Source organism: Methylobacterium sp. FW102-HT35C08, assembly GCF_058790235.1.
The window spans coordinates 6055452-6080730 of the sequence record NZ_JBYTCL010000002.1 but is presented as its reverse complement, the minus strand read 5'-3'; the positions used below and the strand labels follow the sequence as shown (position 1 = coordinate 6080730).

General features: G+C 70.0%; 23 protein-coding genes. 14 read left to right on the top strand and 9 right to left on the bottom strand.

The features are described 5' to 3' along the window. Positions 1 to 235: 235 nt before the first annotated feature. On the top strand, positions 236 to 1333 hold the full coding sequence (locus AC3WSN_RS29115; RefSeq protein ID WP_492542707.1) for a calcium:cation antiporter: 1098 nt from the start codon (positions 236 to 238) through the stop codon (positions 1331 to 1333). Positions 1334 to 1471: 138 nt separating this feature from the next. Here the strand turns inward: AC3WSN_RS29115 and AC3WSN_RS29110 are convergent, their stop codons facing one another. Both AC3WSN_RS29110 and AC3WSN_RS29105 read right to left on the bottom strand, forming a co-directional pair. Next, on the bottom strand, positions 1472 to 2209 hold the full coding sequence (locus AC3WSN_RS29110; RefSeq protein WP_492542705.1) for an FAD-binding oxidoreductase: 738 nt from the start codon (positions 2207 to 2209) through the stop codon (positions 1472 to 1474). Next, complete coding sequence (locus tag AC3WSN_RS29105; RefSeq protein ID WP_492542703.1) at positions 2184 to 2789, bottom strand: sulfite oxidase-like oxidoreductase; 606 nt, start codon at positions 2787 to 2789, stop codon at positions 2184 to 2186. Before AC3WSN_RS29105 ends, AC3WSN_RS29110 begins: the two co-directional genes overlap by 26 nt. 168 nt (positions 2790 to 2957) lie before the next feature. On the opposite strand from AC3WSN_RS29105, the gene AC3WSN_RS29100 reads away from it, so the two are divergent. Next, the gene (locus AC3WSN_RS29100; RefSeq protein ID WP_091781038.1) at positions 2958 to 3260 is read left to right on the top strand and encodes a hypothetical protein; all 303 of its coding nucleotides are present in this window, start codon (positions 2958 to 2960) and stop codon (positions 3258 to 3260) included. Here the strand turns inward: AC3WSN_RS29100 and AC3WSN_RS29095 are convergent. The 3 genes from AC3WSN_RS29095 to AC3WSN_RS29085 all read right to left on the bottom strand — a co-directional run bounded on the left by AC3WSN_RS29095 (position 3230) and on the right by AC3WSN_RS29085 (position 5821). Beyond that, complete coding sequence (locus AC3WSN_RS29095) at positions 3230 to 4198, bottom strand: DMT family transporter (RefSeq protein WP_492542701.1); 969 nt, start codon at positions 4196 to 4198, stop codon at positions 3230 to 3232. The genes AC3WSN_RS29100 and AC3WSN_RS29095 overlap by 31 nt on opposite strands. Continuing rightward, on the bottom strand, positions 4195 to 4470 hold the full coding sequence (gene infA / locus AC3WSN_RS29090) for a translation initiation factor IF-1 (protein WP_012320343.1): 276 nt from the start codon (positions 4468 to 4470) through the stop codon (positions 4195 to 4197). The genes AC3WSN_RS29095 and infA overlap by 4 nt, the downstream gene beginning before the upstream one ends. A 211-nt stretch (positions 4471 to 4681) precedes the next feature. Next, positions 4682 to 5821, bottom strand: a complete 1140-nt coding sequence (locus AC3WSN_RS29085; RefSeq protein ID WP_492542698.1) for a branched-chain amino acid ABC transporter substrate-binding protein — start codon at positions 5819 to 5821, stop codon at positions 4682 to 4684. Positions 5822 to 6076: 255 nt separating this feature from the next. On the opposite strand from AC3WSN_RS29085, the gene AC3WSN_RS29080 reads away from it, so the two are divergent. Beyond that, the gene (locus tag AC3WSN_RS29080; protein ID WP_492542696.1) at positions 6077 to 7282 is read left to right on the top strand and encodes an amino acid aminotransferase; all 1206 of its coding nucleotides are present in this window, start codon (positions 6077 to 6079) and stop codon (positions 7280 to 7282) included. A gap of 4 nt (positions 7283 to 7286) precedes the next feature. After that, complete coding sequence (locus AC3WSN_RS29075) at positions 7287 to 8318, top strand: hydroxyacid dehydrogenase (RefSeq protein WP_492542694.1); 1032 nt, start codon at positions 7287 to 7289, stop codon at positions 8316 to 8318. Between the two features lie 121 nt (positions 8319 to 8439). Here the strand turns inward: AC3WSN_RS29075 and AC3WSN_RS29070 are convergent, their stop codons facing one another. The 3 genes from AC3WSN_RS29070 to AC3WSN_RS29060 all read right to left on the bottom strand — a co-directional run bounded on the left by AC3WSN_RS29070 (position 8440) and on the right by AC3WSN_RS29060 (position 11055). Further along, the gene (locus AC3WSN_RS29070) at positions 8440 to 9234 is read right to left on the bottom strand and encodes a hydroxypyruvate isomerase family protein (protein WP_492542692.1); all 795 of its coding nucleotides are present in this window, start codon (positions 9232 to 9234) and stop codon (positions 8440 to 8442) included. Between the two features lie 3 nt (positions 9235 to 9237). Next, on the bottom strand, positions 9238 to 9909 hold the full coding sequence (locus AC3WSN_RS29065) for an aspartate/glutamate racemase family protein (RefSeq protein WP_192706643.1): 672 nt from the start codon (positions 9907 to 9909) through the stop codon (positions 9238 to 9240). Between the two features lie 105 nt (positions 9910 to 10014). Continuing rightward, the gene (locus AC3WSN_RS29060) at positions 10015 to 11055 is read right to left on the bottom strand and encodes a LacI family DNA-binding transcriptional regulator (RefSeq protein ID WP_192706642.1); all 1041 of its coding nucleotides are present in this window, start codon (positions 11053 to 11055) and stop codon (positions 10015 to 10017) included. Positions 11056 to 11228: 173 nt separating this feature from the next. On the opposite strand from AC3WSN_RS29060, the gene AC3WSN_RS29055 reads away from it, so the two are divergent. The 8 genes from AC3WSN_RS29055 (at position 11229) to AC3WSN_RS29020 (ending at position 21559) form a co-directional block, all read left to right on the top strand. After that, a complete protein-coding gene (locus AC3WSN_RS29055; RefSeq protein WP_492542689.1) occupies positions 11229 to 12536 on the top strand; it encodes an alpha-hydroxy acid oxidase in 1308 nt (435 codons plus the stop codon). Positions 12537 to 12549: 13 nt separating this feature from the next. Next, complete coding sequence (locus AC3WSN_RS29050; protein WP_492542687.1) at positions 12550 to 13620, top strand: lactonase family protein; 1071 nt, start codon at positions 12550 to 12552, stop codon at positions 13618 to 13620. Positions 13621 to 13810: 190 nt separating this feature from the next. Beyond that, positions 13811 to 15106, top strand: a complete 1296-nt coding sequence (locus AC3WSN_RS29045; RefSeq protein WP_492542685.1) for an MFS transporter — start codon at positions 13811 to 13813, stop codon at positions 15104 to 15106. Positions 15107 to 15137: 31 nt separating this feature from the next. Continuing rightward, positions 15138 to 15974: an NAD-dependent epimerase/dehydratase family protein gene (locus AC3WSN_RS29040; protein ID WP_492542683.1), complete on the top strand. Its 837-nt coding sequence runs from the start codon at positions 15138 to 15140 to the stop codon at positions 15972 to 15974. A gap of 235 nt (positions 15975 to 16209) precedes the next feature. Next, a complete protein-coding gene (locus AC3WSN_RS29035) occupies positions 16210 to 16911 on the top strand; it encodes a molybdate ABC transporter substrate-binding protein (protein WP_192706637.1) in 702 nt (233 codons plus the stop codon). 59 nt (positions 16912 to 16970) lie between these two features. Continuing rightward, a complete protein-coding gene (locus AC3WSN_RS29030; protein WP_492542681.1) occupies positions 16971 to 18293 on the top strand; it encodes an MFS transporter in 1323 nt (440 codons plus the stop codon). 148 nt (positions 18294 to 18441) lie between these two features. Next, positions 18442 to 20073 (top strand): ABC1 kinase family protein, encoded by a 1632-nt coding sequence (locus AC3WSN_RS29025; RefSeq protein WP_192706635.1) that lies wholly within the window; start codon positions 18442 to 18444, stop codon positions 20071 to 20073. A gap of 256 nt (positions 20074 to 20329) precedes the next feature. Next, a complete protein-coding gene (locus AC3WSN_RS29020; protein WP_492542679.1) occupies positions 20330 to 21559 on the top strand; it encodes a sensor histidine kinase in 1230 nt (409 codons plus the stop codon). Positions 21560 to 21633: 74 nt separating this feature from the next. Here the strand turns inward: AC3WSN_RS29020 and AC3WSN_RS29015 are convergent, their stop codons facing one another. After that, on the bottom strand, positions 21634 to 21990 hold the full coding sequence (locus tag AC3WSN_RS29015) for an Hpt domain-containing protein (protein WP_238194119.1): 357 nt from the start codon (positions 21988 to 21990) through the stop codon (positions 21634 to 21636). Positions 21991 to 22356: 366 nt separating this feature from the next. Here AC3WSN_RS29015 and AC3WSN_RS29010 point away from each other — a divergent pair, with 366 nt between their 5' ends. Both AC3WSN_RS29010 and AC3WSN_RS29005 read left to right on the top strand, forming a co-directional pair. Continuing rightward, a complete protein-coding gene (locus AC3WSN_RS29010; protein WP_492542676.1) occupies positions 22357 to 23817 on the top strand; it encodes a sensor histidine kinase in 1461 nt (486 codons plus the stop codon). Continuing rightward, positions 23802 to 25214: a sigma-54-dependent transcriptional regulator gene (locus tag AC3WSN_RS29005; protein ID WP_492542674.1), complete on the top strand. Its 1413-nt coding sequence runs from the start codon at positions 23802 to 23804 to the stop codon at positions 25212 to 25214. The genes AC3WSN_RS29010 and AC3WSN_RS29005 overlap by 16 nt, the downstream gene beginning before the upstream one ends. Positions 25215 to 25279: the final 65 nt, after the last annotated feature.

Below are 25279 nucleotides of genomic sequence, written 5' to 3'. Positions count from 1 at the left end.
GCCGCACCCGGCAGCGCGCCATCGCGCGGCGGAGGAATCAGGCACCGGACTCTATTCGGGTGGTGGGAAGGTAACGCCTCCCGGGCCAACTGACCACTCCCGCCGCAGCATGGGGCGGTTGCGCGCGGTCAGCCGAGGGTGCACCGGCCCTGTCATCCGCGATCAGATGGCCTAGAGACGGTCACGTATCGCACACCGCAGCTTGGCCGCGGTCGGCACGGAGAGCATCACGGACATGACGGCAGCCCTGCGAGTGGCGGTAGCCTGGGCGACGGTTCTCGCCTTCGCGTGGTTCGGCAAGGACTGGCTCGGCGACCTGTCGCAGCCGCTTTTCGCGGGCGGATTGTTCGCGTGGCTGTTGGCGGTGATCGTGTGGTCGGCGTTCGGCGTGGTGCATGAGGCCGAGGAACTGGCCCACCGGCTGGGAGAGCCTCTGGGCACCCTGGTGCTCACCCTCGCCATCGTCATCATCGAGGTGGCGCTGATTTCCGCCGTGATGCTCTCGGCCAAGGACGCGCCGACGCTCGGCCGCGACACGATGTTCGCGGTGCTGATGATCGTGCTGAATGGCGTGGTCGGGCTCGGCCTCCTGGTCGGCGGCCTGCGCCACCACCAGCAGCGCTACAACCTCCAGGGGGCCTCGGCCTTCATGGCGGTGATCATCCCGCTCACCACCATCGCGCTGATCATCCCGAACTTCACCAGCTCCACCAGCGACGGGACGCTGACGACCCTCCAGGCGGTGACGTTCTCGGTGTTCACGCTGGCCCTCTACGGCGTATTCCTGCTGATCCAGACCGGCCGGCACAGCGAGTTCTTCATCGACGCCGAGGCTCGGGATGCGGACGCGCATCCCGGAGAGGCCTCCTCCGTGTCGGGCGGCAGTGTCGCCAAGCATGTCGGCCTGCTGCTCGCCAATGTCCTGCCGATCGTCATCCTGGCCAAGAGCCTCGCGGTCATCCTCGACCACGGCATTGCGGCACTCGGCGCGCCCTCGGCGCTGGGCGGCGTGCTGATCGCCGCCATCGTGTTCACCCCGGAGGGCATCTCGGCGCTCAAGGCGGTGGCCCGCAACGAGCTGCAGCGGGCGATCAACCTGTGCCTCGGTGCGGCCACCTCGACGGTCGGCCTCACCGTACCGGCGATCCTGACCATCGGCCTGCTCACCGGACAGACCGTGGTGCTCGGCCTCAAGCCCACCGAGATGACCCTGCTCGCCGTGACGCTGATCCTCAGCGCCCAGACCTTCTCGGGCTCGCGCACGACCGTGCTCGAAGGCGCGGTGCACCTCGTGCTGTTCTTCGTTTACCTCGTGCTGATCTTCAGCCCGTGATCCGCGCGGGTTACCGGTTCAACGCCGTCATCCCGGGGCGCCGCAGGCGAGCCCGGAACGACGGCGCTGGTCATCGAGCCGAAGGTGCCGAAACGCAGGCAATCACGCGTCGGGCCGCGACAGCCCAGATCCCGTGGCTCAGGCGCCGAAGCGCTCCGTGCGGATCAGGCCCGGGGCGACGCCCGCGGCCACGATCAGGTCCGACGCCGCGGCGACGAACCGGTTGGAGCCGCAGATGAACACCTTCCCCGGCGGCCCGGTCCGCGCCAGCGCGGTGGCCACTAGGGCAGCGTCGATCCGCCTGCCACCGGGTTCGCGGGTGACCGCGAGATGCAGGGAGACGCCGGGATCCGTCGCGGCGAGCCGCTCCAGTTCGGCGACCGCGATCGCATCGGCGCGGGTGCGGGCCGAGTAGATCAGCGCCGCCGGGATCTCCCGCCAGCCCTGCGCCCGCCGCCGCAGCATTGCGAGCAGCGGCACCACACCGGAGCCGCCGGCCGCCAGGAGCAGCGGGCCGCCGTCGGGCCCGTCCCACGAGAACGAGCCGCCGATCGGCCCGCGCAGCTCCACCCGGTCGCCGACTTCGGCGCAATCCGAGAACCAGCCAGAAACCTCGCCGTCCGGCAGGCCCTCGATCATCAGCTCGAGGGTGCCGCTGCCGTCCGGCGCCGAGGCGATCGAGTAGCTGCGCTGGGCCTGGTAGCCGTCCTCGGCAGTGAGGCGGACATCGACGTGCTGCCCGGCCCGGTACTGCTCGGCCAAGCCGCAGCGCAGCCGGACGCTCTTCACGTGGGGCGTGACGGGCGCGATCGCGGTGATCTCGGCCTGATGCCAGCGGAAGACGACGGGCTCAGTCACCGATGTAGCGCTGCTCACGCCAGGGATCCCCGTACATGTGGTAGCCGCGCAGCTCCCAGAAGCCGGCGGTGTCGACGGTGGTGAAGCGCAGCCCCTTCACCCACTTGGCGCTTTTCCAGAAATAGAGATGCGGCACGAACAGCCGCGCCGGCCCGCCGTGATCCGGATGGATCGGCTCACCGGCGTAGCGGGTGGCCACGAGGGCGCGACCGCCCACGAGATCCGCCACCGGAACGTTCGTGGTGTAATCGTCATAGGATTCCGCCAGCAGGAACCCCGTCGGCGCCGCGATCCCGGCATCCGCCAGAAGGTCGTCGAAGCTGACCCCTTCCCAGTCCGTATCGAACTTCGACCATTTGGTGACGCAGTGGATATCCCCGTGCCACCTGGTCCGCGGCAGCGCCTCGAACGCGTCCCAGCTCCAGGACTTGATCGGCCGGGATCCCTCGCGGAGCGTGAACCGCCACGTGGCGAGGTCCACCACCGGGTTGGGACCGATCTGCAGGATCGGGAAATCATCGGTGAGATACTGGCCCGGCGGCAGGCGTGCCCCGCTCTCGGGCGGCTGCCTGCGCCCGACGAAGCCCCGTGTCACCATACCGGCCTCCGCGCCCCTCGCTGTCGCCCTGGGTTTGGTGCGACGGCACACCTCACGTCAAGCCGCCGAGTCCCGTCATGTGTGGCCGAACAAACGCCCCAAAGCTCGGGTGTGCTAGCGGGACTGTGCCGACGTTCGGCACGAATCGCCTGCTTTCAGGGGGAAGTCATGAAGTACCTTCTCGCGACGAGCCTTGTCGTCGGGAGTCTTGCCACCCTCGCGCCGGCCGCCCAGGCCCGCGACGGGATCGGTGCCGGCGGCGCGGCCGCGCTCGGCGTGCTTGGTGGTCTGGCGGTCGGCGGCGCCATCGCGTCCGCCAATAACGGCTACTACCCGGGCCGCCCGGTCTACCGCGCCCCGCCGCCGGTCTACGTCGAGGAGGATTACGGCCCGGTCTGCCACTTCGAGCGCCGCCGCACCGTCGATCCCTACGGCGACGTCTACATCCGCCGCGTCCGCGTCTGCGAGTAAGCGGCTTCTGGGACGGACTCGACGGCGAGCGCCGGCTTCAGGCGCTCGGCGCAGGCGATCCCGCCGAGGACCAGCGCGAGGGCGACCGCTTGCGTCGCCCCGAACGGCTCGCCGACCAGAAGGACGGCGAGGATCGCGCCGAAGATCGGCACGAGGTTCACGAACAGGCCAGCGCGGTTCGGACCGATCATCTCGACGCCGCGCATGAAGAAGAGCTGCGCCAGCAGCGACGGCCCCAAGCCGACGAACGCCACCATGGCCCAGCCCTCGCGGCTGGGCCAGACGGCGTGCCCGGTCGCCCACTCGACGGCGAGCGGCGGCAGGGATGTTACGAAGGCGGCCACCGCCATGGCGGCGAAGAAGGCCAGCGCCGAGACCTTCGGCCGGGTCGGCAGGAAAATGGTGTAGCCCGCGTAGAGCAGGCAGGCCCCGAAGACGAGCACGTCGCCGCGGTTGAAGGCGAGGTGCGTGATCACCGACCAGTCGCCGTGGGTCGCGGCGAGGCCGGCGCCGATCAGCGTCAGGACCACGCCGGCGACCTGGCCGGCCGTGACTGGTACGCGATAGGCCAGGCGGTTCAGGAGGATCACCAGAACCGGGATCGCCCCCTGAAAGAGCGCGAGGTTGATCGCGCCGGTATGCACGCCGGCCGCGTAGAACAGGCAGTTGAAGGCCGTGTAGCCCAGCCCGCCCATCAGCAGGATGCGCAGCCAGTGCGGGCGCAGGAGCGGCCACTCGGCCGCGAGCCGTCGGGCGGCGAACGGCGTCAGCACCGCGCAGGCCACCGCCCAGCGCAGGGTCGTGATCACTTGAGGGGAGACGTGGCCCGGCGCCCAGCGGCTGGTGACCGCGTTGCCGGCCCAGAGCAGGGCCGTGGCTGTGAGCAGGAGGTAAGCGGGCGCGGCCGACGGAGCCCGGGCCGCGCGCTCAGTCGTCAACGGCGGCGGAACTGACCGCCGCGGACGGGGGGACGCGGGCCGGAGGAACGCTCGTCCTTGTGGCGGAACACGAGGCGTCCCTTCTCAAGGTCGTAGGGCGACATCTCGACGGTCACACGGTCGCCGGCCAGCGTCTTGATGCGGTTCTTCTTCATCTTGCCGGCCGTGTAGGCCACGATCTCGTGGCCCTGGTCGAGCTGCACGCGGTAGCGCGCATCCGGCAGGATCTCGATCACGAGACCGTCGAACTGCATCAATTCTTCTTTCGCCATGCACCTTCTCCAGTCGGACCGTCCGGCAGCAGGCGTTCCGGCAATGCGTTCTCGGCTGTCATCGAGCTCGGGAAACGCCGCAGGGCGCGGATCCGATCCAGTGGATCGACCGCGCCAGCTCAGCAGCACCGCTCGCATGTAGTCGCCGCGGGAACGGCCCGCAAGTCACGGACGCCGAACCCGCTCCGTCATCGACATGAATTACGCCGCCTTACGGCTCGATGTCGTTGCCGGCATAGTCGATGCGCCCGTCCGGCGACCGCCGCCAGATCCGCAGGGCCACGGCGTTGCCGGTGCGATCCCCGCGAGCGTCGAAGCTCACGGGACCGAGCACGGTGCGCACGGGCTGCGGGCCGCGCAGGATCTCGGCCACCTTCCGGCCCTCGGAGATCCGGCCCGTCTTCGGGTCTGCGGCAGGGGCCTGCTCGGTCGCCCGGGCCAGGAGTTCGACCGCCGCATAGGCGCCGGCCGCCACGGTCTCCGCCTCGGGGGACCGCGGCACGGGCTTGCCGCCGCGGGAGTCGGGCAGGCGCGGCGGGTCCGGGAGCAGCGTCATCACCGTGCCCTCAGCGGCAACTCCGGCGGCGGCCGGGAAGCTCGGGTCGAGGATCCCGTCGCTGGCCACCAGGGCCGTGCCGAGGCCCGCCTCCCGCATCGCCCGCAGCAGCGCGACGGCCTCAGGCGCGAGCCCGCCGAAATAGACAGCGTCGAGCCGGGCAGCCCTCAGGCGGCCGACGAGGTCGGAGAGATCGCGGTTGCCCCGCGCGAACCCGTCGAACAGCACCTCCGGCGCGCCGCTCTCCTTCAGCCGCGCCGAGACGGCGTCGGCAAGGCCGCGCCCGAAGGTCGAGCGGTCGTTGAGGATGCCGACACGACGCCCGGCATAGGCCCTCGCCAGGTACGCCGCCGCGGCCCGGCCCTGCTGCGCATCGCTCGGCGCCAGCCGGAACAGGTTCCAGAGGCCGCGGCCGGTCAGCGGCGTGTAGGTCGCGCCGGTCGTCACCGCGACGGCGCCGGCATCCTCGTAGACCGGTGCGGCGGCCGCGACCGCACCGGATTCGAACGGCCCGATCACGAGACGCACCCCGTCGGCGGAGAACTTCCGGGCAACCGCCGCCGCCTGCTTGGGATCGCCGGCATCGTCGGCGGGGACGAGAACCCAGCGTGGGCGCCCGCCGGCGGCCCGGTTCAGGTCGGCCACCGCCTGCTCGGCCCCCTGCCGGAGTCCCTGGCCGAAGACGGCGTCCGGGCCGGTCAACGGGGCCGAGAGCCCGATCCGCACCGCATTCTGTGCGGAAGCCGGCGCGACGGCGAGGAGGCCCGCGAGGGTCAGGGCGTGAGAGCGCAACATCCCGGCACCTTACGGCGGAGTCCGGCGCCGCCGGAAGGCCGATCTTTGCGGGACCCCGGCTGCGCAATGCGTGACAATGAGCGTCGTCGATCGAGGGATTATGTGCATCCTTGAACCGATCGGGATGCAGATACGCGCGGAAGCGCTGGCGCGCGCGGGCGATGTGCGGAATAAGGCCCTCGGCCCGATCCTCGCCGGTCGACTGAACCGCCCTTCGCGGCCTGCCTCGAAGACCCTCTGGGACGATTGACGATCATGACCTCGCTGTTCGCCGGCATCCAGGACGCGCCGCTCGACCCGATCATGCGGCTGTTCGAGGCCTTCAACGCCGATCCGAGCCCGAAAAAGCTCAACCTCGTTGTCGGCGTGTACACGGATGCGGACGGCAAGGTGCCGCGCCTTCGCGCCGTGCAGACCGCCGAGAAGCGCTGGATCGAGAAGGGCCTGCCGAAGACCTACCGGCCGATCGAGGGCACCAAGCCGTTCCGGGACGCGGTCCAGGAGCTGCTGTTCGGGAAGGGCGCGCCGATCCTGTCGCAGAACCGGGTCGCGACGCTGCAGAGCATCGGCGGCACCGGCGCGCTGAAGACCGGCGCCGACTTGCTGGCCAAGCTGTACCCGGGCGCCACCGTCGCGGTGAGCAACCCGAGCTGGGAGAACCACAAGGCCCTGTTCAGCCAGGCCGGCTTCACCGTGGTCGACTACCCTTATTTCTCGGCCAAGACCGGTGGCGCCGACTACCCGGCCATGCGGGCCTACCTCCAGGATCTGCCGAAGGGCTCGATCGTGGTGCTGCATGCCTGCTGCCACAATCCGACGGGCGCGGATCTCAGCCTCGACGAGTGGCGCGACCTCGTCCCCCTGATGGCCGAGCGGGGCCTGATCCCGTTCCTCGACATCGCCTATCAGGGCTTCGGGAACGGCCTCGATGTCGATGCCGAGCCGGTGCGCCTGTTCGCCGAGTCGGGTCAGGAATTCCTCGTCGCCTCCTCGTTCTCGAAGTCGTTCTCGCTCTACGGCGAGCGCGTCGGCGCGCTGACCATCGTGGCCGAGAACCCGGCCGCGAAGGCGAAGGTTGAGGCCTTCGCCAAGCGGCTGGTGCGGGCGAGCTACTCGAACCCGCACACCCACGGCGCCGCCATCGTCGAGATCGTCCTCACCGATCCGGAGCTGCGCGCCGATTGGGAACGCGAACTCGCGGAGATGCGCGACCGGATCCGCGCCATGCGCGACCAGATGGCCGACAGCCTGCAGCAGCGCCACCCCGAGCGCGGCTTCGACGCCATCAAGACGCAGAAGGGCATGTTCTCCTACACGGGCCTGAGCCCCGCGGAGGCGACCCGCCTGCGCGAGGAGCACGAGGTCTACGCGCTGGAGACGGGCCGGATCTGCGTGGCTGCGGTCAACACCCACAACATCGATCACGTCATCGACGCGATCGACGCCGTGGTGAAGGGCTGACGCCGTGGCGGCTCTCAAGCGCGTCTGCCGGTTCAACGTCTGGATCAATCCGGTCTTCGATACGCGGCTGAGGGCCGAGCCCGATATCGACCTGCAGATCGGGGACCTGCAGGGTCCGGACAGCGCGCTCCAGGCGCTGCTCGAGCAGGCCCATGTCTTCCACGTCTCGCCGGCGCGGGACGAGCTGCCGCGCCGTTGGCACGTCACGGACGATCTGCTCGCCTCCTGCCCGAACCTGCTCGCCGTCTCGTCGGGCGGTGCGGGCTTCGACACGGTCGACGCCGCCGCCTGCACCCGGGCCGGCGTCGCGGTGGTGAACCAGGTCGGCGGCAACGCGCAGTCGGTCGCGGAGCTCGCGATCGGCCTGATGCTCGCCGTCTCGCGCAAGATCTGCGTGTCCGACCGCCTGCTCCGGACCCAGCGCGGCTTCTCGCGGGAATCGCTGATGGGTCACGAAATCGGCGGCTCGACCCTCGGGCTCGTCGGGATCGGGCATACCGGCAAAGCGGTGGCCAAGCTTGCCCGCGGCTTCGACATGCGGGTCCTGGCCTACGATCCGCTGCTCTCCGCCGAGGAGATCCGGGCGCGCGGTGCCGAGCCGGTCGATCGGGAGCGGCTGCTGGCCGAGTCCGACATCGTGTCCCTGCACTGCCCGCTCGACGACACCACGCGCGGCAGCTTCGACGCCAAAACCTTCGCGGCGATGAAGCCCGGGGCGCTGTTCATCACCACCGCCCGGGGCGGCGTCCACGACGAGGCCGCGCTGGCCGAGGCTCTGACCTCGGGCCACCTCGCGGGGGCGGGCCTCGATGTCTGGGCGCCGGAGCCGCCGCCCCTCGACTCGGCGCTCCTCCAGCTCGAGACCGTGGTGGCGACCTACCACACCGCCGGTGTCACCCATGAGGCGCGCCGCAACGTGGCGGCGTGGGGTGCCGAGCAGATCATCGGCATCCTGAACGGCGTGACGCCGCCGCGGCTGGTCAATCCGGAGGTCTGGCCGGCGGTGCTGGAGCGCCGGGCGCGGTTGCTGGGCTGAGTTTCGCGCGGGGCCGCTCATCCGGCGTCGATCCAACCCTCCCTCTCATCCTGAGGTGCCGGCGCGCAGCGGCCGCCTCAGGATGAGGGCGAGGGTTGGAAGTCCGGATTCTCCCAGTCCGCTACGTCGCCGCCCGCATCCAGCCCAGCCCCGCCTCGGTGCCGGCCGCCGGATGGTACTCGCAGCCGACAAAGCCGGCATAGCCGACCTCCGCCAGCGCGGCGAAGATCGGGTCGAACGCGATCGTCCCGGTCCCGGGCTCGTGGCGACCGGGATCGTCGGCGATCTGGACATGGGCGATGAGCGGCGCGTGCGCGCGGATCAGCGCCGCCGGGTCGTGGCCCAGGCAGACGCAGTGATACGCGTCGAACAGCAGCTTGACGTTGTCGCGCCCGATCGCCCGGATCGCCTCGACGGCCACCAGCGGGTCGTCGATCACGTAATTGGCGATCGAGCCGGGGCCGATCGGCTCGACGATCACCGTCATCCCGCGTGCCTTGGCGGCATCGGCCGCGAAGGCGAGGTTGTCGAGATAGGTCTCCCAGAGCCGCGCCTGCTCGACCCCGGCGGGTCGGACGCCCGCCATCGGATGGACAAGGCGGCAGCCGAGCTGCGCGACGTAGTCCAGGGTCGGCTCGATGGTGGAGCGGTAATAGTCGACCTTGTCCGGAAGGGCCGCGAAGCCCTTCTCGCCCTTGGAGGCGTCGCCAGCCGGGAATCCCGTCTGGACCAGCGGCACGCCCGCCCGTTCGAGCCAGCCCGCCACCTCCCGCGCCGGCGTGGCGAACAGGTTCGGGTGTTCGACCGCCCGGAAGCCGGCCTTGGCGGCGGCGGCGAAGCGCTCCGCGAGCGGCAGCTCCGTGAACAGGAAGCCGCAATGGCCGCTGAGGCGGTCCTTGTAGGCACCGAGCTTCATGGGTCAGGCACTCCTGCCGGTCTCGATCATCGCGCGCATCCGGTCCACCGCCGCGTGGGGCGCGGTCAGGACCGGGACATTCACCGCCTTGCGCACCGCCTCGGCCGCCCGGGAGGTCGAGAAATGCGCCAGCATGATCGCGTCGCAATCGGAAAGTTCCGGCGCCCGCTCGGCGACGAGACGGTTGTGCGTCTCGGCATCACCCGCCCGAAGGCGCGCCATGGCGTCGTCCACCAGCACCGTGCGCAAGGTTGCCGGCCGGTCGGCCTGCCCGACGAACTCCTCGAACTCGTCGGTCATCGTGCCGACGGAGGGGCCGAAGGTGGCCAACATGCCGATGCGCTGTCCCTGCGCGATCGCCGCGCGGAACATCGCCTCGTTGGGCTTGAGCACCGGGACCGGCACGGTCTCGATCAGCCGGTCGATCGCCGGACCGAAGGCCGAGCAGGTGATCAGGATGCCGTCCGCGCCCATGTCGTGGCCGTAGCGGCCGAACCGCACGAAGCGCTCGATCATGCCCTCCGAGATCTCACCCGGCTCTTTGGCCCGGTCGAGCGACAGGCCGTCGTCGAGGAGGTTGACGGTCTCGGCCTCCGGCCAGTTTTCCGCGAAGGCTGCCTGGATCGGCGCCATGGCGACGGGCGTGGCATGCAGGAGAACGATGCGGGGAGCCATGCTGTGTCTCAGGTTGGGCGCTTCGGCACCGGGCCGAAGCGCCATCGATCGACTTGTAAGCGATTTCAAACAGGGAGCAAGATAACGCAAGCTAGGCCCGAAGACCTAGCGCCGGGGCGGCGCTGTGCTCGCGCGGAGGATCAGTTCGGCGTCGATCTCGGTGAGGCGCACCACCGGGCGACCTTGGATCCGGGCGATCAGGTGATCGCCGGCGGCGTGGCCGATCTCGGCAGAGTGGATCCGGATCGTGGTCAGGGGCGGATCCAGGAAGGGCGCGAAGTCGGAATCGTTGTGACCGATCACCGATAGGTCGCCCGGAATGGCGAGGCCGCGGGCGCGGGCCTCGATCATCGCGCCAAAGGCGATCTGGTCGGTGCCGCAGATGATCGCGGTGGGTGGCGGACCGCTCGCGAGCATCTGACGGAAGCCGTCGCGGCCGCCGCCGATCCCGTAGGAGATCTCGATGTCGTGCTCCGGCGCGAGTCGCAGGCCGCGGTCCGCGAGCGCCTGCGCGATGCCGTTCACGCGCGCCCCGCCGCGATCGTTGTCCTTGCGCAGGCCCGAGATCACCCCGATCCGGCAATGGCCCAGATCCATCAGGTAGTTGGCCGCCCGGGCCGCCGAGGCGGCGTTGTCGAACCCGACGCAGGGGCGCTCCCGCGACAGGCTGAAGGTCTGCACCATCGGAATACCGGTGCTGGCGATGCGGGCGTAGAGGTCCGGGTGGTGGATGTCGCCGACCAGCATCAGCCCGTCGACGCCCCGCTCCAGCAGGAAGGTCGCCTCCCGCAATTCGTCCTCCAGGTCGTAGCCGGCATTGGCGGCGACCAGGGTGTAGCCCGCCTGCCGCAGCCGGTCCTGGAAGCTCGACAGAACGCGCACGAAGGCCTCGTTCTCGATGTTGGGGACCACCGCACCCACGGCCATGAACCGGCGGGTCGAGAGCGCCCGGGCCGCACCGTTCGCGACGAAGCCGAGATCCTGCGCGGCCCGCATCACCGCCTCGCGCTTATCGGCCCGCACCCCGGCGGAGCCGTTGAGAACCCGGGACACGGTGGCGGTCGAGACGCCGGCGCGGCGGGCCACGTCCCGCGCGACCGGGCTGCGCGACGGTGGCTCGAGGATGTCGCCCCGCAGATCCAGCACTGAAATCGACCGCTCCCCTGTCACCCGGCTTCGCCTGTCGCGCGACGGCTCAGCCCCCTTCTCGGCGTGTGCGCCGACTCGGACAGGCAGTATATTGACACTCCTCGCACCGCCTGACTATCTGAAAGCGCTTTCAAAAGCCGTCCGGCGCGACGGTCTACAGGGAGGAGCGGATGGCGACGCTCGACCGGCCGGCCTCCGGCCTGGGGTCACCGGAACGCGAGGCGCCGACGGTGGGCGGGGCGGATGCCACGGCCGCGGGCATCGCCGCGCCGCAGGCGATCGTGACCAGCCTCAAGCGCAGCGACGCCGTCACGCCCTACCGGTTCCGCGACCTGCTGGCGCTGGACGATTTCGAGCGCCACGCGCGACGGCTGCTGCCGCCGATGATCTTCCAGTACGTGTCCGGCGGGGTCGAGACCGGCTCGGCCCTGGCGCACAGCCGCGGTGCCTATGCCGACTATGCCCTCGTGCCGCGGCTGATGCGCGATACCTCGGCGCGCGACACCACCACCGAGCTGTTCGGCCAGACCTACGCGGCGCCCTTCGGGATCGGGCCGCTCGGGGGAGCCGCCTTCATCGCCTACCGGGGCGATCTCGTCCTGGCCGAGGCGGCCAAGCGCATGAATGTGCCGATGTGCCTGAGCGCCTCGTCGCTGATCAAGCTGGAGGATGTCCACGACCAGAATCCGCAGGCCTGGTTCCAGGGCTACCTGCCGGGCGACCAGAACCGGATCGACCGCCTGCTCAACCGCGTGGAAGCCACCGGCTACCGCACCTTCGTGGTGACCGCCGACACGCCGACGCTCGGCAACCGCGAGCACAACACCCGCAGCGGCTTCTCCATGCCGATCAAGGTCACGCCGAAGGTCGCGTGGCAGAGCGCGACCCATCCGCGCTGGCTGCTCGGCACCGTGGCCCGGACCTTCCTCAAGCACGGCGCCCCGCATTTCGAGAACACCGAGGCCGAGCGCGGGCCCCCGATGATGTCGCAAGGGGCGGTGCGCAACACCATCGCCCGTGACCAGCTCTCGTGGAAGAACCTGGAGGCGATCCGCAGACGCTGGTCGGGCAACCTGCTGGTGAAGGGGCTGCTCGCCCCAGAGGATGTCGAGATCGCCCGCGCATGCGGCGCCGACGGCGTGATCCTCTCGACCCATGGCGGGCGGCAGCTCGACTACGCCGTCGCGCCCCTCGACGTGCTGCCGGAGATCGCCGCCCGGAAAGGCGACCTCAAGATCATCGTCGACAGCGGCATCCGCCGGGGCACCGACGTGATGAAGGCGCTGGCGCTGGGCGCCGACTTCGTCCTGCTCGGCCGACCCTTCATGTTCGCCGCAGCTTTGGGCGGGGTCGCGGGCGTCGAGCACGCGATGCGGATCCTCAAGGAGGAACTGAACCGCGACATGGCGCTGATCGGGGTGAATCGCCTGTCGGAGCTCAATCCCGAGTTCCTGCGCCGCGTCCCGCGTCGGGGCTGAGCCGGAGATCGCCATGCCCGATGCCGCGCTCCGCCCTGCCCCGCTCGGTCTCGCCTTCGTCGGCTGTTTCACCACCGAGCGCCGCAGGGCGCGCGGACAGGGCATCGACGTGTACCGCACCGGCGCCAGCCTGGAGGGCTGGACCCATCTCGGGCGGGTGGACGGGCTGACGAATCCGTCCTTCCTTGTGACCGATCCGGCGCGTGCCGTGGTGTACACCGTTCAGGGCGACGGCGAGGCGGCGAGCGCCTTCGCGGCCGAGGCCGACGGAAGCCTGCGCACGCTCGGAAGCGCGGCAACCGGCGGCACCAACAGCGTGCATCAATCCCTCGACCCGAGCGGGCGCTTCCTGATCGTCGCCAATTACGCCAGCGGCTCGGTGGCACTGCTGCCGGTGCGCGCTGACGGCGGACTCGAACCGGCGAGCCACGTCCTGCCGCTCCCGGGCGATCCCGGCCCGCATCGGACTGAGCAGGCCTGCGCCCACCCGCACCACGTGGTCGTGTCGCCGGGCGGCAGCCACGTGCTCGTCCCCGACAAGGGTCTCGACCGTGTCTTCGTCCTGCGGCTCGACGGCGACCGGCTCGCGCTCGTGTCGGAAACGGTGATGCGCCCCGGGGCCGGCCCGCGCCACATCGGGTTTCACCCGAGCCGCCCCCTCGCCTTCCTGGTCAACGAGCTGGACTCGAGCGTCGCGACCTGCCGCTGGAACGAGGCGACCGGGACACTGGTCCCCCTGCATCTCGTGCCGACCCTGCCCCCGGACTTCTTCGGCGCGAGCACGGCCGCGGCGATCGTGGTCACGCCCTGCGGGCGCTTCGTCTACGCCTCGAACCGCGGTCAGGACGGCATCGCCCGTTTCCGCCTGGAGGACGCCGCCGAGCGGCTCGACCCGACCGGCTGGACGCCGTCCGGCGGCCGCGACCCGCGCTTCATGACGCTCGCGCCCGGCGGCAAGCACCTGCTCGTCGCCAACGAGCAGGGCGACAGCCTCGTCGAGTTCACTATCGACCCCGACACCGGCGACCTGTCCCGGACGGGCACGCGCACGAGCCTCAGCCCCTGCACGATCGCGTTCCTGTGACGGAGACATCCGGATGCGCGGTCGTCCTTCCGCGCGAAGCAAGACAATTCAGGGTTGCAGGATGTTCACCGACGTCGCGCTGCCCTGGGTCGCCCAGCTCCGCTCGCGACGACGGCGCTTTTCAAGAGATCGATCAGAAGCTGCTCGACCAAGATAAAAATAAAAACATGATCTACCCGGAGGAAATCCCATGTTTGCCAAGCGCTACAGGTTTCTGATCGCGTTCCTTCTGTTCATTGCGGGGATCATCAACTACATGGATCGCGCGGCGCTCGGTGTTGCGGCGCCGTTCGTCAAGCAGGACCTCAACCTGTCGCCCTCGGAGCTGGGGGTGATCTTCAGCACCTTCTTCTTCGGCTACGCGATCTTCGCCTTCGTGGGCGGCCAGCTCGCCGACCGCTACGGCCCGCGCAGCGTCTACAGCTGGGCCGCCGCCTCGTGGTCGATCCTGTGCATGCTCACCGGCGCGGTGACCGGCTTCGCCCAGATGTTCGTGGTCCGCGCCCTGTTCGGCTTCGCCGAGGGGCCGATGAACTCGACCACGAACCGGACCATCACCACGTGGTTCCCGCGCGAGGAGACCGCCCGGACGATCGGCTTCACCTTCTCGGGCCAGACCGTGGGCAGCGCCGTCGCAGCTCCCGTCGTCGGCCTGCTGGCGATCCAGTACGGCTGGCGGGTGGCGTTCGTCGCCATCGGCGCCGTCGGCCTGCTCTGGGTCGTGGCGTGGAGGCTCCTCATGACAGACCGGCCGCAGGACAATCCGCGGGTCGGCCCGGAGGAGATCGCCCTCGTCGAGCGCAGCCGGGCCGTGACCCATCTCGCGCCGTCCGACCACGCGCAGTCCCTGCGGGAGTACCTGTTCCTGCCCAGCACCCTGTCGCTGGGACTCGGCATGTTCGCGGTGAACTACACCCTCTACATCTTTCTCTCGTGGCTCCCGAGCTACCTGACTGACGCCCTGCACATGCCGGTGCAGCAGATGGCGCTCGTGGCCTCGATCCCGTGGGCCTGCGGCTTCGTCGGCTATGTCGGCGGGGGTATCGTTGCCGATCACCTCTACAAGCGCATGGGCGACAAGCTGGCCGCCCGGAAGCTCACCACGATCGTGCCGCTCGCCATCGCGGGCGTGGCGCTGATCGCCGTCAATGCCGCGCCGAACGCCGCCGCCGCCGTTGCGCTGATCGCGCTGGCCGTCCTGATGCTGACGAGCTCGGTGCAGTCCTGCTGGGCGACGATCCACGAGCTGGTGCCGGAGGCGCGGGTCGGTGGGGTGAGCGGCTTCATCCACCTGCTCAGCAACATCTCGGGCATCGTCGGACCGACCGCGACCGGGCTCGCCGTCCAGTATCTCGGCGGCTACGCCAGCGCCTTCGTCATCGCCGCCCTGATCGCCGCAGCCGGCGTGATCGCCATGGCGATCTTCGTGCGCCGCCCCCGTCTTCCGGAAGCGGCCCATCCCCTGAATGCGGCCAAGACCGCCTGATCGAGACCGCCTGATCCCGGAGGGCCAGACCATGAGCACGCGTGCCGATACCGTCCCGCAGAAACCCGTCCTCCTGACCGGGGCCTCGGGCGCCCTCGGGCGCGTGCTGACGCGGGCGCTCGGAGAGCAGGGCTGGACCCTCCGGCTCTCGGACCGCGTCCCCTTCCCCGACCCGCTGCCGGAGCGCGCGCGCTTCCAGCTCGCCGACCTGGAGGACGGGCCGGCGATCCTGCGGCTCGCGGAGGGCTGCGGCACGATCCTCCATTTCGGCGGGATCTCGGTGGAGCACCCGTTCGAGACGGTGATCGGCCCGAATATCCGCGGCCTCTATCACGCCTACGAGGCCGCGCGCCGCGAGGGCGCCCGGATGGTCTTCGCCTCCTCGAACCACGCCATTGGCTTCCACGAGCGGACCGAGGTGCTGGATGACGACTGCGCCCTGGCGCCGGACGGCTATTACGGCCTGTCTAAGGCGTACGGCGAGATGATGGGCGGCCTGTATCGCCACAAGCACGGCGTCGAGAGCGTCTTCCTGCGCATCGGCTCCTGCTTCCCCGAGCCGACCGATGCGCGGATGCTCGCCACGTGGCTCTCCTACGGCGACATGACCCGCCTGGTCATGCGCGCCACCCTGGCCCCGACTCTCGGCCCCTCCGGGACGGCCGTGATCTGGGGCGCCTCGAAGAACAGCCGCATGACCTGGTGGCGTCGGGACGGCCGCGAAATCATCGGCTGGGCCCCGCAGGACAGCGCCGATTCCTACGCGGCGGCGCTGGAGGGAAAAACCAGCGGCAACCCGGTGGCCGAGCGCTACCAGGGCGGCGGCTTCACCGCCCTCGACTATTCCCGCAGCGAACCCCCGCGGTGATGACAGGAGGATCGAACCGCCAATCCCCTTTCACCGCCCTCATCCTGAAGTGACCGCGAAGCGGGCTTCGAGGGAGGGCTCCAGGGATCGAAGCGCTCTCTGGACCCCTCCCTCGAGGCCTCCGCTGCGCTCCGGCACCTCAGGATGAGGCCGTAGGCGGGCAACCCAAGACACGCGTGTGCGACCCGGCGGAACGTCGGGCGACCGGCTCTCAGATGAAGTGATGAGACACGATATGGCAGACGAGCAGACCGCGACCCGATTGAAATGTGCCCTCGTGGTGCGGGGCGCCTTCGACGCGCACGTGGTGCCGGCCTTCGAGGCGGCCGGTGGCCGGGCGGCGATCCACTGGGCGCCGACTGCGGTGATCATGAAGGAGATTGAGGCCGGCGCCACCGCCGACGCGGTCTTCGTCCTGTCGGACGCCATGGACCGCCTGATCGCGGAGGGCAAAGTCGAGGCGGAGAGCCGGGTCGACGCGGTGCGCTCCCGCTACGGCATCGCCGTGAAGGCCGGGGCAAAGCACCCGGACATCTCAACCGTGGAGGCGCTCAAGCGGACGCTGGTCGAGGCGCGCTCCGTCGCCTACTCGCGCACCGGCGCGAGCGGGATCTACTTCGCGGGGCTCCTGCCGCGGCTCGGCCTTGCCGAGGCGGTGAACGCCCGGGCGACCATCATCCCGCAGGGCTTCACGGCCGAGAAGCTGGTCTCCGGCGAGGCCGACATCGCGGTCCAGCAGATCAGCGAGCTGATGGTCGTGCCGGGCATCGAGGTGGTCGGCCCCCTCCCCGATCCGGTGCAGGAGATGACGACCTTCTCGGCCGCGATCATGCGCGGCGCGACCGACCGCGCGGGTGCCGCGCGCTTCCTCGCGGGCCTGACCACGCCGCAGGCCGCCGAGGCCTACCGGACCAGCGGCCTCGAACCGGCCTTCTGACCGGCGCGGCGACGATCCGGCGAAACCGGTCGAACAGAACGATGTCTCACGAGGAAACGATGCCCCCGAACGAACAGGACCGGATTGTCCGGCAGGTCTTCTTCAGGCTGATGCCGCTGCTCTTCATCGGCTACGTCATGGCCTATGTCGACCGGATCAATGTCGGCTTCGCGGCTCTGCGGATGAACGCCGATCTCGGCATCGGCCCGGCCGTGTTCGGCCTCGGCGCCGGGATCTTCTTCATCGGCTATTTCCTCTTCGAGGTGCCGAGCAACCTGATCCTGGAGAAGGTCGGGGCCCGGCGCTGGATCGCCCGGATCATGATCACCTGGGGCCTGCTCTCGGCGGCGATGATGTTCGTGCAGGGCTCGACGAGCTTCCTTGTCCTGCGCTTCCTGCTCGGTGCGGCCGAAGCCGGCTTCTACCCGGGCGTGATCCTCTACCTCACCTACTGGTTCCCCAAGGCCTACCGGGCGCGGATCTTCGGCGCCTTCGCGGTGGGGATCCCGGTCTCCCTGGCGATCGGCGCACCGCTCTCGACCTCGATCATGCAGCTCGACGGGCTCCTGGGCCTCAAGGGCTGGCAATGGCTGTTCCTGCTGGAGGGCGTGCCCACCACCCTGTTCGGCTTCGTCTTCCTCGCCCTCATCCCCGACCGGCCCAACGACGCAGCGTGGCTGGCGCCGGCGGACCGCACCGCCCTGCAGGCGGTGATCGACGCCGAGCAGCGGGCGGTCGCGGCCACCCACGGAACCAGCCTGCGCAAGGCCTTCGCCGACCCGCGGCTGATGGCCCTGTCGTTCATCTACTTCGCCAATACCGGCGCCAATCTCGGGCTGGCGTTCTTTCTGCCGCAGATCCTCAAGAGCACCGGCCTGTCCGACATGCAGACGGGCCTGATGACCGCGGTTCCTTACGTGTTCGGGGTGATCGGCGGCCTGACCATCGGCTGGATCTCCGACCGCACCAACGACCGCCGGGTGACGCTGGCGAGTGCCCTGATGCTCACGGCGGCGGGCCTGGCGCTCGCGGGTTTCGCCACGGGCTCGCTCTGGGCGGTGGCCTTCATGGCGGTGGCGGCAGCCGGCCTCTACGGCGGCAAGGCGCCGTTCTGGGCGCTGCCGCCGGTCTTCCTCTCCGGCAGCGCGGCGGCCGGCGGTATCGCGCTGATCAACTGCGTGGGCAATCTCGGCGGCTTCGTCGCGCCGTCCATCGTCGGCTGGATCCGCGAGACCAGCGGCAGCTTCGAGGCCGGACTGTACTTCCTGGCAGCACTGGCCTTCTCGGCGGTGATCGTGACCCTGCTGGTGGTCAATGCCCGCTTCGGCGATGCCCGCCAGCCGGCGACGGTTCCAGGCCCGGCGGTGGCGCCGCGCACCTGACGCAATCCGCGTGGGGATCGCTCCCAGATCCCCACCCGCGACGCCGAAGTCGCCCTAGGGTTCGCCATCCCGGGTTCGCGACCGCAAAAAAGTCCTTATGCTCGTGCTGTCCGGACACCTCATCCCGTCGGACCGGATCGCGCCCTCCATGCTGAAGACAGCCTTCGTTGCCGCCCGCGACCGCCAGCGGCTGTCCGAGATCGCGACGATCCTGATCGGCTTCGGCGTCACGCGGGTCGTCGACCGCCTCGGCCTGCGCTATTTGCCGCTGCTGCCGCGCCGCCAGCCCCGGCTCGACGTCACCCGCCTGTCTGAGCCCGAGCGCCTGCGGCGGGCGATCGAGGCGCTGGGTCCGACCTTCATCAAGTTCGGGCAGGTCCTGGCGAGCCGGCCCGACCTCCTGTCGCCCGCCTGGACCGAGGAGCTGCAGAAGCTTCACAGCCAGGTCGTACCAGTCACGTGGGAGCAGATCGGGCCGCAACTCGAGCAGGATCTCGGCGGCTCGCCGCTGGAAGTGTTCGCCGAGTTCGACACCAACCCGATCGCCTCGGCCTCGATCGCCCAGGTCTACCGGGCGCGCCTGCACTCGGGCGAGGACGTGATCGTCAAGGTCCTGCGCCCGAACCTGCGCAAGATCATCGAGGCGGATCTGCGCCTGATGGCGCACGGCGCCCGCATCGTCGAGAACGAGTGGCCCGACATGGCCCGCTATCAGCCGCGGGAGCAGATGCGCCACCTCGCGGAAGGATTGAACGGCGAGCTCGACCTCCTCAACGAGGCGCGCAACTGCGAGCTGCTGGCCCAGATCTTCGAGGGCCGCGACGACATCGTCTTCCCGAAGATCCACTGGGAGTACTGCTCCGAGCGCGTGCTCGTGCAGGACTTCATTCACGGCATTCCGCCCAACGACGAGGCGGCCCTGAAGGCGGCCGGCGTCGACAAGAAGCTGTTGGCCCAGAAGGGAACCGACGCCTTCCTGCGGATGGCGCTGATCGAGGGCCTGTTCCACGCCGACCCGCATCCCGGCAACATGCTGGCACTGCCGGGCAACCGCATCGGCTTCATCGATTTCGGCATCATCGGCCGGCTGTCGCAGCGGCGGCGCTCGCAGCTCCTTGTGCTGATCGGCGCCATGCTCAAGCAGGACGCCGACGGCCTGATGGCCGTGCTTCTGGACTGGACCGGAACCAGCAACCCGGACCTGACCCGCCTTCAGGTCTCGGCCCAGTCCTTCGTGGAAAGCCACTCCTCAATCCCGCTCAATCTGGGGCTCGTGCTCACCGACTTCATGAACATGGCCCGCGAGAACGATCTCGCGATGCCCACCGATCTCGCGATCCTGTTCAAGGGGCTGGTCACCGCCGACGGCGTGATGCGCCACCTCGACCCGGATTTCGACCTGTTCGCCGCGGCCGGTCCCACGGTCCGGGCGAGCATGCAGACGCAGTTTTCGCTCTCCGCCCTCAAGCAGAAGGCCGAGGCTCTGGGCGTCGGTCTCTACGGCGCCGCCTCGGAGCTCCCGACGCTGATCCACCTGATGCTGGTGCGCCTCAAGCAGGGCCGCGTCACCGTCGAGATCGAGGTTAAGGGGCTCGACAAGGTCACCCGCGGCATTGAGCGCGCCGCCGCCCGCGTCGCCGTGGCGCTTGTGGTCGCCGCCTTCGCCACCCAGCTCGCCCCGCGGCTGATCGACCTCGGCACGCCGGTCTTCGTGTCGATTGGATTAATTATTTTCGTGCTCGGGATCGGCTGGCTCGTGCTGCTGATGCGTAACAAGTAGACGATTTGATCGCCGATCTTGTTACAAACCTAAGTTATGACCCCGCGGCGAATACCGGGCTCGTTTGATTATCGTCCGCGGCGTGTTAGCGTAACTCATCCAACGATTCGCCGGGTCGCGGGCGAGGTATGCACCAGAAGCGGTTAAACCGTCGGTGTAGCCGAGTTCTCGACAATCCGTCGCCGCGCCCTGCCATCGGTGGAAGGCTGGCGGCGCGCCGCGGACAGGCGCCTGCCGGAACCAGAGGGGGCGGGCGATGGATGCGGGCATCGTGTTGCCGTGGACCGATGGGACGACGCGCCGCCTCGGCGCGCTCGAAGCAGAGAACATCCGCCTGCGGGACCTGCTGACGCAGGCGACCGCGCAGGCTGACCGGGAGCGCCAGCGCAGCCGGCGGCTCGGTCGCATTATCGAGGCAGCAAGCCGGGTCGAGGCCGGCCGCCTCGCTGCCGGGCGCGAACCGCCCCCGCCGGGTCCGACGCGGCGCTCAGACTCGGACATGACTTCGGGCCATGACCGACGGGCGCCACGTTCCGCACGGCATCAGGCGGCCAACGATTACCTCGAGCTGCTCGACTGCGACGGCCGCCTGATCACGGGCAGCGAGGATGGGCCGGCGCTCTTCGGCCTGTGCGAGGAGACGGACGCGGTCGGTCGCCTGTGGATGGAGATCTGGACCCGTCCGGAGGATCGCGAAGCCGCGGCGGCCGCCCTGGACCGGGCCCGCGCGGGCCGACCGAGCCGCTTCCAGGCGGAGCTGGAGACCGGCGGCACGGTGCGATGGTGGGACGTCGCCGTCACGCCGCTCGGCGCGACGCCCGATCGGTCGGAGCGCATCCTCGCGGTGTCGCGCGACATCACCGAGCTGAAGCTGACCGAGGCCCGGCAGGCGCTTCTGATGCAGGAGTTGGCGCATCGGATGAAGAACACCATGGCCCTGGTCCAGGCTGTCGCGGCCCAGACCATGCGCAACGCGGCGTCCCTGGAAGCGGCCGGTGAGGCGCTGTCGGCGCGGCTGCTGGCCCTCGCCAAGGCGCACGACGTGCTGCTTCAGGGCTCCTTCGCCCGGGCCTCCCTGACCGACCTGGTGGACGGAGCCGTCTCCCTGCACGGCGACGGCGTCCTGGGCCGGTTCGCGGTCGCAGGCCCCGAACTGACTTTGAGCGCGCGCCACGGCCTGACCCTGGCGCTCATGCTGCACGAGCTCGGGACCAACGCCACCAAGTACGGCGCGCTCTCCGTGGCGGCCGGTCGGGTTGGCATCACCTGGGAGGTGACCGAGACGGAGCGCGGGCCGGCTCTGCGGTTCCGCTGGGAAGAGACCGGTGGACCGCCGGTCGTCCCTCCGACGCGAACCGGGTTCGGGACCCGCCTGATCGCCAGGAGTCTCGCCCACGGCTTCGGCGGGACGGCAACGCTCCTGTACCCGCGCACCGGGGCCGTCCTGACCTTCGAGGCGCCGCTCGACGCCGTGGTGGCGGCTTGACCGGGGACCGGTGTCACGCGGTTCCCGGCCGCATGGTCGGACGTCACGTTCGGATGGGCGATGCGGCGGACCCGTTACCCGGTCGCCAGCCGGATCGACGGTTCCACCGCGGGCCGCATGTCCCGGAGAGCCGTGATCGTCCGGTCGCGGAGGATTCTAAGGTCGATCAGCGAGCCCGTGATGTCGTCGCCCGCCTTGGCGGCCTCCTCGAGACCGCGGCATGCCAGAGACAGGGGTGTGCAGCCGAGCATGCCCGACATGGACACGAGGGTATGCGCCTCGCGCCCGTACTCGGCCGGTCCGCAATCGGGGCCCTCGAAGGCGGTGACGAGGCTGGCGACGAACCGGTCGAGGATACGGACGAGCTTGTCCCGGCCGATCGCGGCCGTGAGCTCGTCGAGCGCATCCCGATTCACCAGCGCGTGTGACACCGTCCGTCTCCGGTACCGGGCATGATGCGAGGGTGGTCCACCCTCGGGCTCTTGCCCCGGGAACGCGGTCACGCGGACCCTGTCGCCGCCTGTGCCACGTTTTGAAAAAGAAGCGTAATCTTCCACCGGAACCTGCGCAGAACCGCGCTGATTTGCAAGCACTGTCGCGAAGCTATTTAGGCGCCGCACCCCGATTTCGGACGCCGGCTTCACCGTAAAGTTGCATTGATTACCTCAATGAAGCCGGTGCTTGTCCACGACTTCTGCCGACGGATTGGTGGCCGCCGCGACGGGCGGTGCTAAGCATTCGAATCAGGTGGCGCACAACCGTCGAGGAGCGCGCAGCTTGCCTGACCGGACGGCACCGTGACAGCCTACAGCCTGCGTGCCCGGCTGCTTGCCCTGTGGGTGCTGCTGCTGACCTCCGCGGCCGCGACGGCCTACCTCATGTACGGCGTCTACAATCAATCGACCGGCGTGCAGGTGGCTCAGGCGGAGGTCGCGGTGGCGCGGGCCTGTCGCGCGATCATCGACCGATACGCCGCGCTGGTCCGCAACCGTGGCGCGCGGACGGCGGAAGGTGACCTCGCCGACGTGGTCGAGGGGGCGCTTGGCGGTTTCGGAGGTGTCGAAGGCGGAATCTGGAGCGCTTCGGACGGTTCAATCGCCTATGCCTATCCCACCTACGAAGGGACCGGACCGAAGACGGATCTCCCGGCGGCCGAGCGTGAGACGATCGCTGCCGTGAACGCCCAGGCGCTGCGCGTCGACCATGCGGTGCCGCAACGTCGGCCGAGCCGCACGCAGGTGCTGCTGCTGCAGGGCTGTCCCCTGCACGGACCCGAGCCCGGGCTGACCGCCTGGACCATGGGGCGCGCTCGCGTCAACGACGGCCCCACCTACACGCGCTTCCTGGCGGGACTCGGCTTCCTGACCGCCACGGTGCTCGGGTCGGCGGCCTTTCTCGGATGGTTCCTGTACGGATTTTCCGGCCGGATCGCGCGGCTCGAAGCCGCGCTCGCGACCCAGCCGGATGGTGAGGATCTGCCTCGGCTCGAACCGACCGGCGAGCGCGAACTCGACCGTCTGGTCGATGCCCTGAATGCGGCGGGCGGGCGCCTGCGGGACGCGCGGGCGCGGATCGTGGCCGCCGAGCGTCTGGCCACTGCCGGCCGGCTGGCGGCGAGCATCGCGCACGAGATCCGCAACCCGATCGCCGCGATGCGGCTCAAGGCCGAGAACGCCCTAGCGAGCGGTGACTCGAACCGGGCCGCCCTGGCCCTCGAAGCCATGCTCGGCCAGATTGCGCGAGTGGACACGCTTTTGCGCGACCTCCTCAACTTGACCCAGGCGCGGCCGCTCCACCGGACGCCCACCGCGATCGCACCGCTGCTCGCCGAATGCGCGCGCCTGCACGAGGATCTCGCGACCGCCCGCAACGTCCGGATCGAAACCGTGTCGGACGGTCTGCCAGAGTCGGACCACCCGCATATCGACCGGGTCCAGGTCGCGCGCGCGCTCGACAACCTGCTGCTGAACGCGCTCCAACACACGCCCGCCGGCGGCCGTGTCCGCCTCGGAGCCGCGCGGGACACGGTCGATGGAACGATGCGTCTGCGGCTTCGCGTCAGCGATACCGGTCCCGGGGTCGATCCCGCGATCCACCCCAGCCTGTTCGAGCCGTTCGTCACGGGCCGCCCCGACGGGACCGGCCTCGGCCTCGCGATCGTGCGCGAGATCGCGCTGGCGCATCGTGGCACAGCCAGGCTGGTCGAGAACGCGCCGGAGACCACCTTCTGTCTGGACCTGCCATGGCGACCATCCTGATCGTCGACGACGACCGAGCCCTCCGCGAAGGCCTCACCGAGACCGTGGCCGACCTCGGCCACACGCCCGTTCCGGCGGCGTCCGGCTCGGAGGCGCTCGCGCGGCTGCAGGAAGGCCCGGTGGCGGCCGTACTCCTCGACCTACGGATGCCCGGCGATCTCGACGGTATGGCCACGCTGGAGCAGATCTGCGCGCTGCCGGATCGGCCACCCGTGACCGTCCTGACCGCCTTCGCAAGCCCGGCCAACACGATCGAGGCGATGCGCCTGGGCGCCCACGACCATCTCACCAAGCCGATCGGCCGCTCGGACCTCGCCGCCGCCCTCGACGCGATGCTGGCGCATGCCCAGCCGGACGCGGCCGCTCAAGCCGCTCAAGCCGCGCATGCGGGCCATCCGGGTCTCGTCGGATCGAGCGAAAGCATGCGGCGGGTGCAGAAGACCATCGGTCTCGTGGCCGATACCGCGTCCACCGTGCTGATCCGCGGCGAGACCGGCACCGGCAAGGAGGAGGTGGCACGTGCCCTCCACGCCTTCTCGCGACGGCGGGCGCGGCCGTTCATCCCGGTGAACTGCGCGGCCATCCCGGGAGACCAGCTGGAGAGCGAGCTGTTTGGCCACGTCCGCGGCGCCTTCGCCGGGGCGACCGCGGACCGCGCGGGGGCCTTTCATCAGGCTGAGGGCGGCACGCTGTTCCTGGACGAGATCGGCGACATGCCGGCGGCCATGCAGGCCAAGATCCTGCGCGTCATCCAAGATTGCGTCGTGACGCCGCTCGGCGGCCGTTCCACCCGGATCGATGTCCGTCTCGTCGCCGCCACGCATCGCGACCTGCCGGCGCTCGTGGCCGAGGGCGGTTTTCGGGCCGACCTGTACTACCGGCTCAACGTCGTGCCGATCGACCTGCCGCCCTTACGCGAGCGCCTCGCCGACATCGTGCCGCTCGCCGAGCATTTCCTGGCCCCGTCGGGCAAGCGCCTGAGCGGCGGCGCGGCATCCCGCCTGCTGGCCTATGACTGGCCGGGGAACGTGCGCGAGTTGCGCAACGTGGTGGAGCGGGCGGCCGTGCTGGTGCGCTGTGGCGTGATCGCGGCCGACGACATCGACCTGCCGGCGGCCCGGCCCGAGCGGCGAGCCGGTGACGGATCACTTCAGGACTGGCTCTCCGGCGACCTGCCCGGAGCCGTAGCACGGCTGGAGCGGACCATGATCGCGGCCGCCCTGCGCGAGGCCGACGGCAACCGCGCCCGGGCAGCCCGCCGCCTCGGTATCCAGCGCCAGCTCCTTTACGCCAAGATCGAGCGCTACGGCCTCGGCACGCCGGGCGCCGACCTGTCGGGAGACACGACAGGGGATGTCGTGAATCCCGACGCTTCGGATCCCTCAGAGGCGGGCTAAGCCGCTCACGGTACACGGAATCTTGAGGCGGTGGGGTGCAGCCCGCAACCCGTGGGAACCGCAGG

Bases quoted from the DNA above. Each gene is read 5' to 3' on its own strand.
- AC3WSN_RS29115 (WP_492542707.1), top strand. From the start codon at position 236: ATGACGGCAGCCCTGCGAGTGGCGGTAGCCTGGGCGACGGTTCTCGCC.
- AC3WSN_RS29105 (WP_492542703.1), bottom strand. From the start codon at position 2,789: ATGGTGACACGGGGCTTCGTCGGGCGCAGGCAGCCGCCCGAGAGCGGG.
- AC3WSN_RS29100 (WP_091781038.1), top strand. From the start codon at position 2,958: ATGAAGTACCTTCTCGCGACGAGCCTTGTCGTCGGGAGTCTTGCCACC.
- infA (WP_012320343.1), bottom strand. From the start codon at position 4,470: ATGGCGAAAGAAGAATTGATGCAGTTCGACGGTCTCGTGATCGAGATC.
- AC3WSN_RS29085 (WP_492542698.1), bottom strand. From the start codon at position 5,821: ATGTTGCGCTCTCACGCCCTGACCCTCGCGGGCCTCCTCGCCGTCGCG.
- AC3WSN_RS29080 (WP_492542696.1), top strand. From the start codon at position 6,077: ATGACCTCGCTGTTCGCCGGCATCCAGGACGCGCCGCTCGACCCGATC.
- AC3WSN_RS29070 (WP_492542692.1), bottom strand. From the start codon at position 9,234: ATGAAGCTCGGTGCCTACAAGGACCGCCTCAGCGGCCATTGCGGCTTC.
- AC3WSN_RS29065 (WP_192706643.1), bottom strand. From the start codon at position 9,909: ATGGCTCCCCGCATCGTTCTCCTGCATGCCACGCCCGTCGCCATGGCG.
- AC3WSN_RS29055 (WP_492542689.1), top strand. From the start codon at position 11,229: ATGGCGACGCTCGACCGGCCGGCCTCCGGCCTGGGGTCACCGGAACGC.
- AC3WSN_RS29050 (WP_492542687.1), top strand. From the start codon at position 12,550: ATGCCCGATGCCGCGCTCCGCCCTGCCCCGCTCGGTCTCGCCTTCGTC.
- AC3WSN_RS29045 (WP_492542685.1), top strand. From the start codon at position 13,811: ATGTTTGCCAAGCGCTACAGGTTTCTGATCGCGTTCCTTCTGTTCATT.
- AC3WSN_RS29040 (WP_492542683.1), top strand. From the start codon at position 15,138: ATGAGCACGCGTGCCGATACCGTCCCGCAGAAACCCGTCCTCCTGACC.
- AC3WSN_RS29035 (WP_192706637.1), top strand. From the start codon at position 16,210: ATGGCAGACGAGCAGACCGCGACCCGATTGAAATGTGCCCTCGTGGTG.
- AC3WSN_RS29030 (WP_492542681.1), top strand. From the start codon at position 16,971: ATGCCCCCGAACGAACAGGACCGGATTGTCCGGCAGGTCTTCTTCAGG.
- AC3WSN_RS29025 (WP_192706635.1), top strand. From the start codon at position 18,442: ATGCTGAAGACAGCCTTCGTTGCCGCCCGCGACCGCCAGCGGCTGTCC.
- AC3WSN_RS29020 (WP_492542679.1), top strand. From the start codon at position 20,330: ATGGATGCGGGCATCGTGTTGCCGTGGACCGATGGGACGACGCGCCGC.
- AC3WSN_RS29005 (WP_492542674.1), top strand. From the start codon at position 23,802: ATGGCGACCATCCTGATCGTCGACGACGACCGAGCCCTCCGCGAAGGC.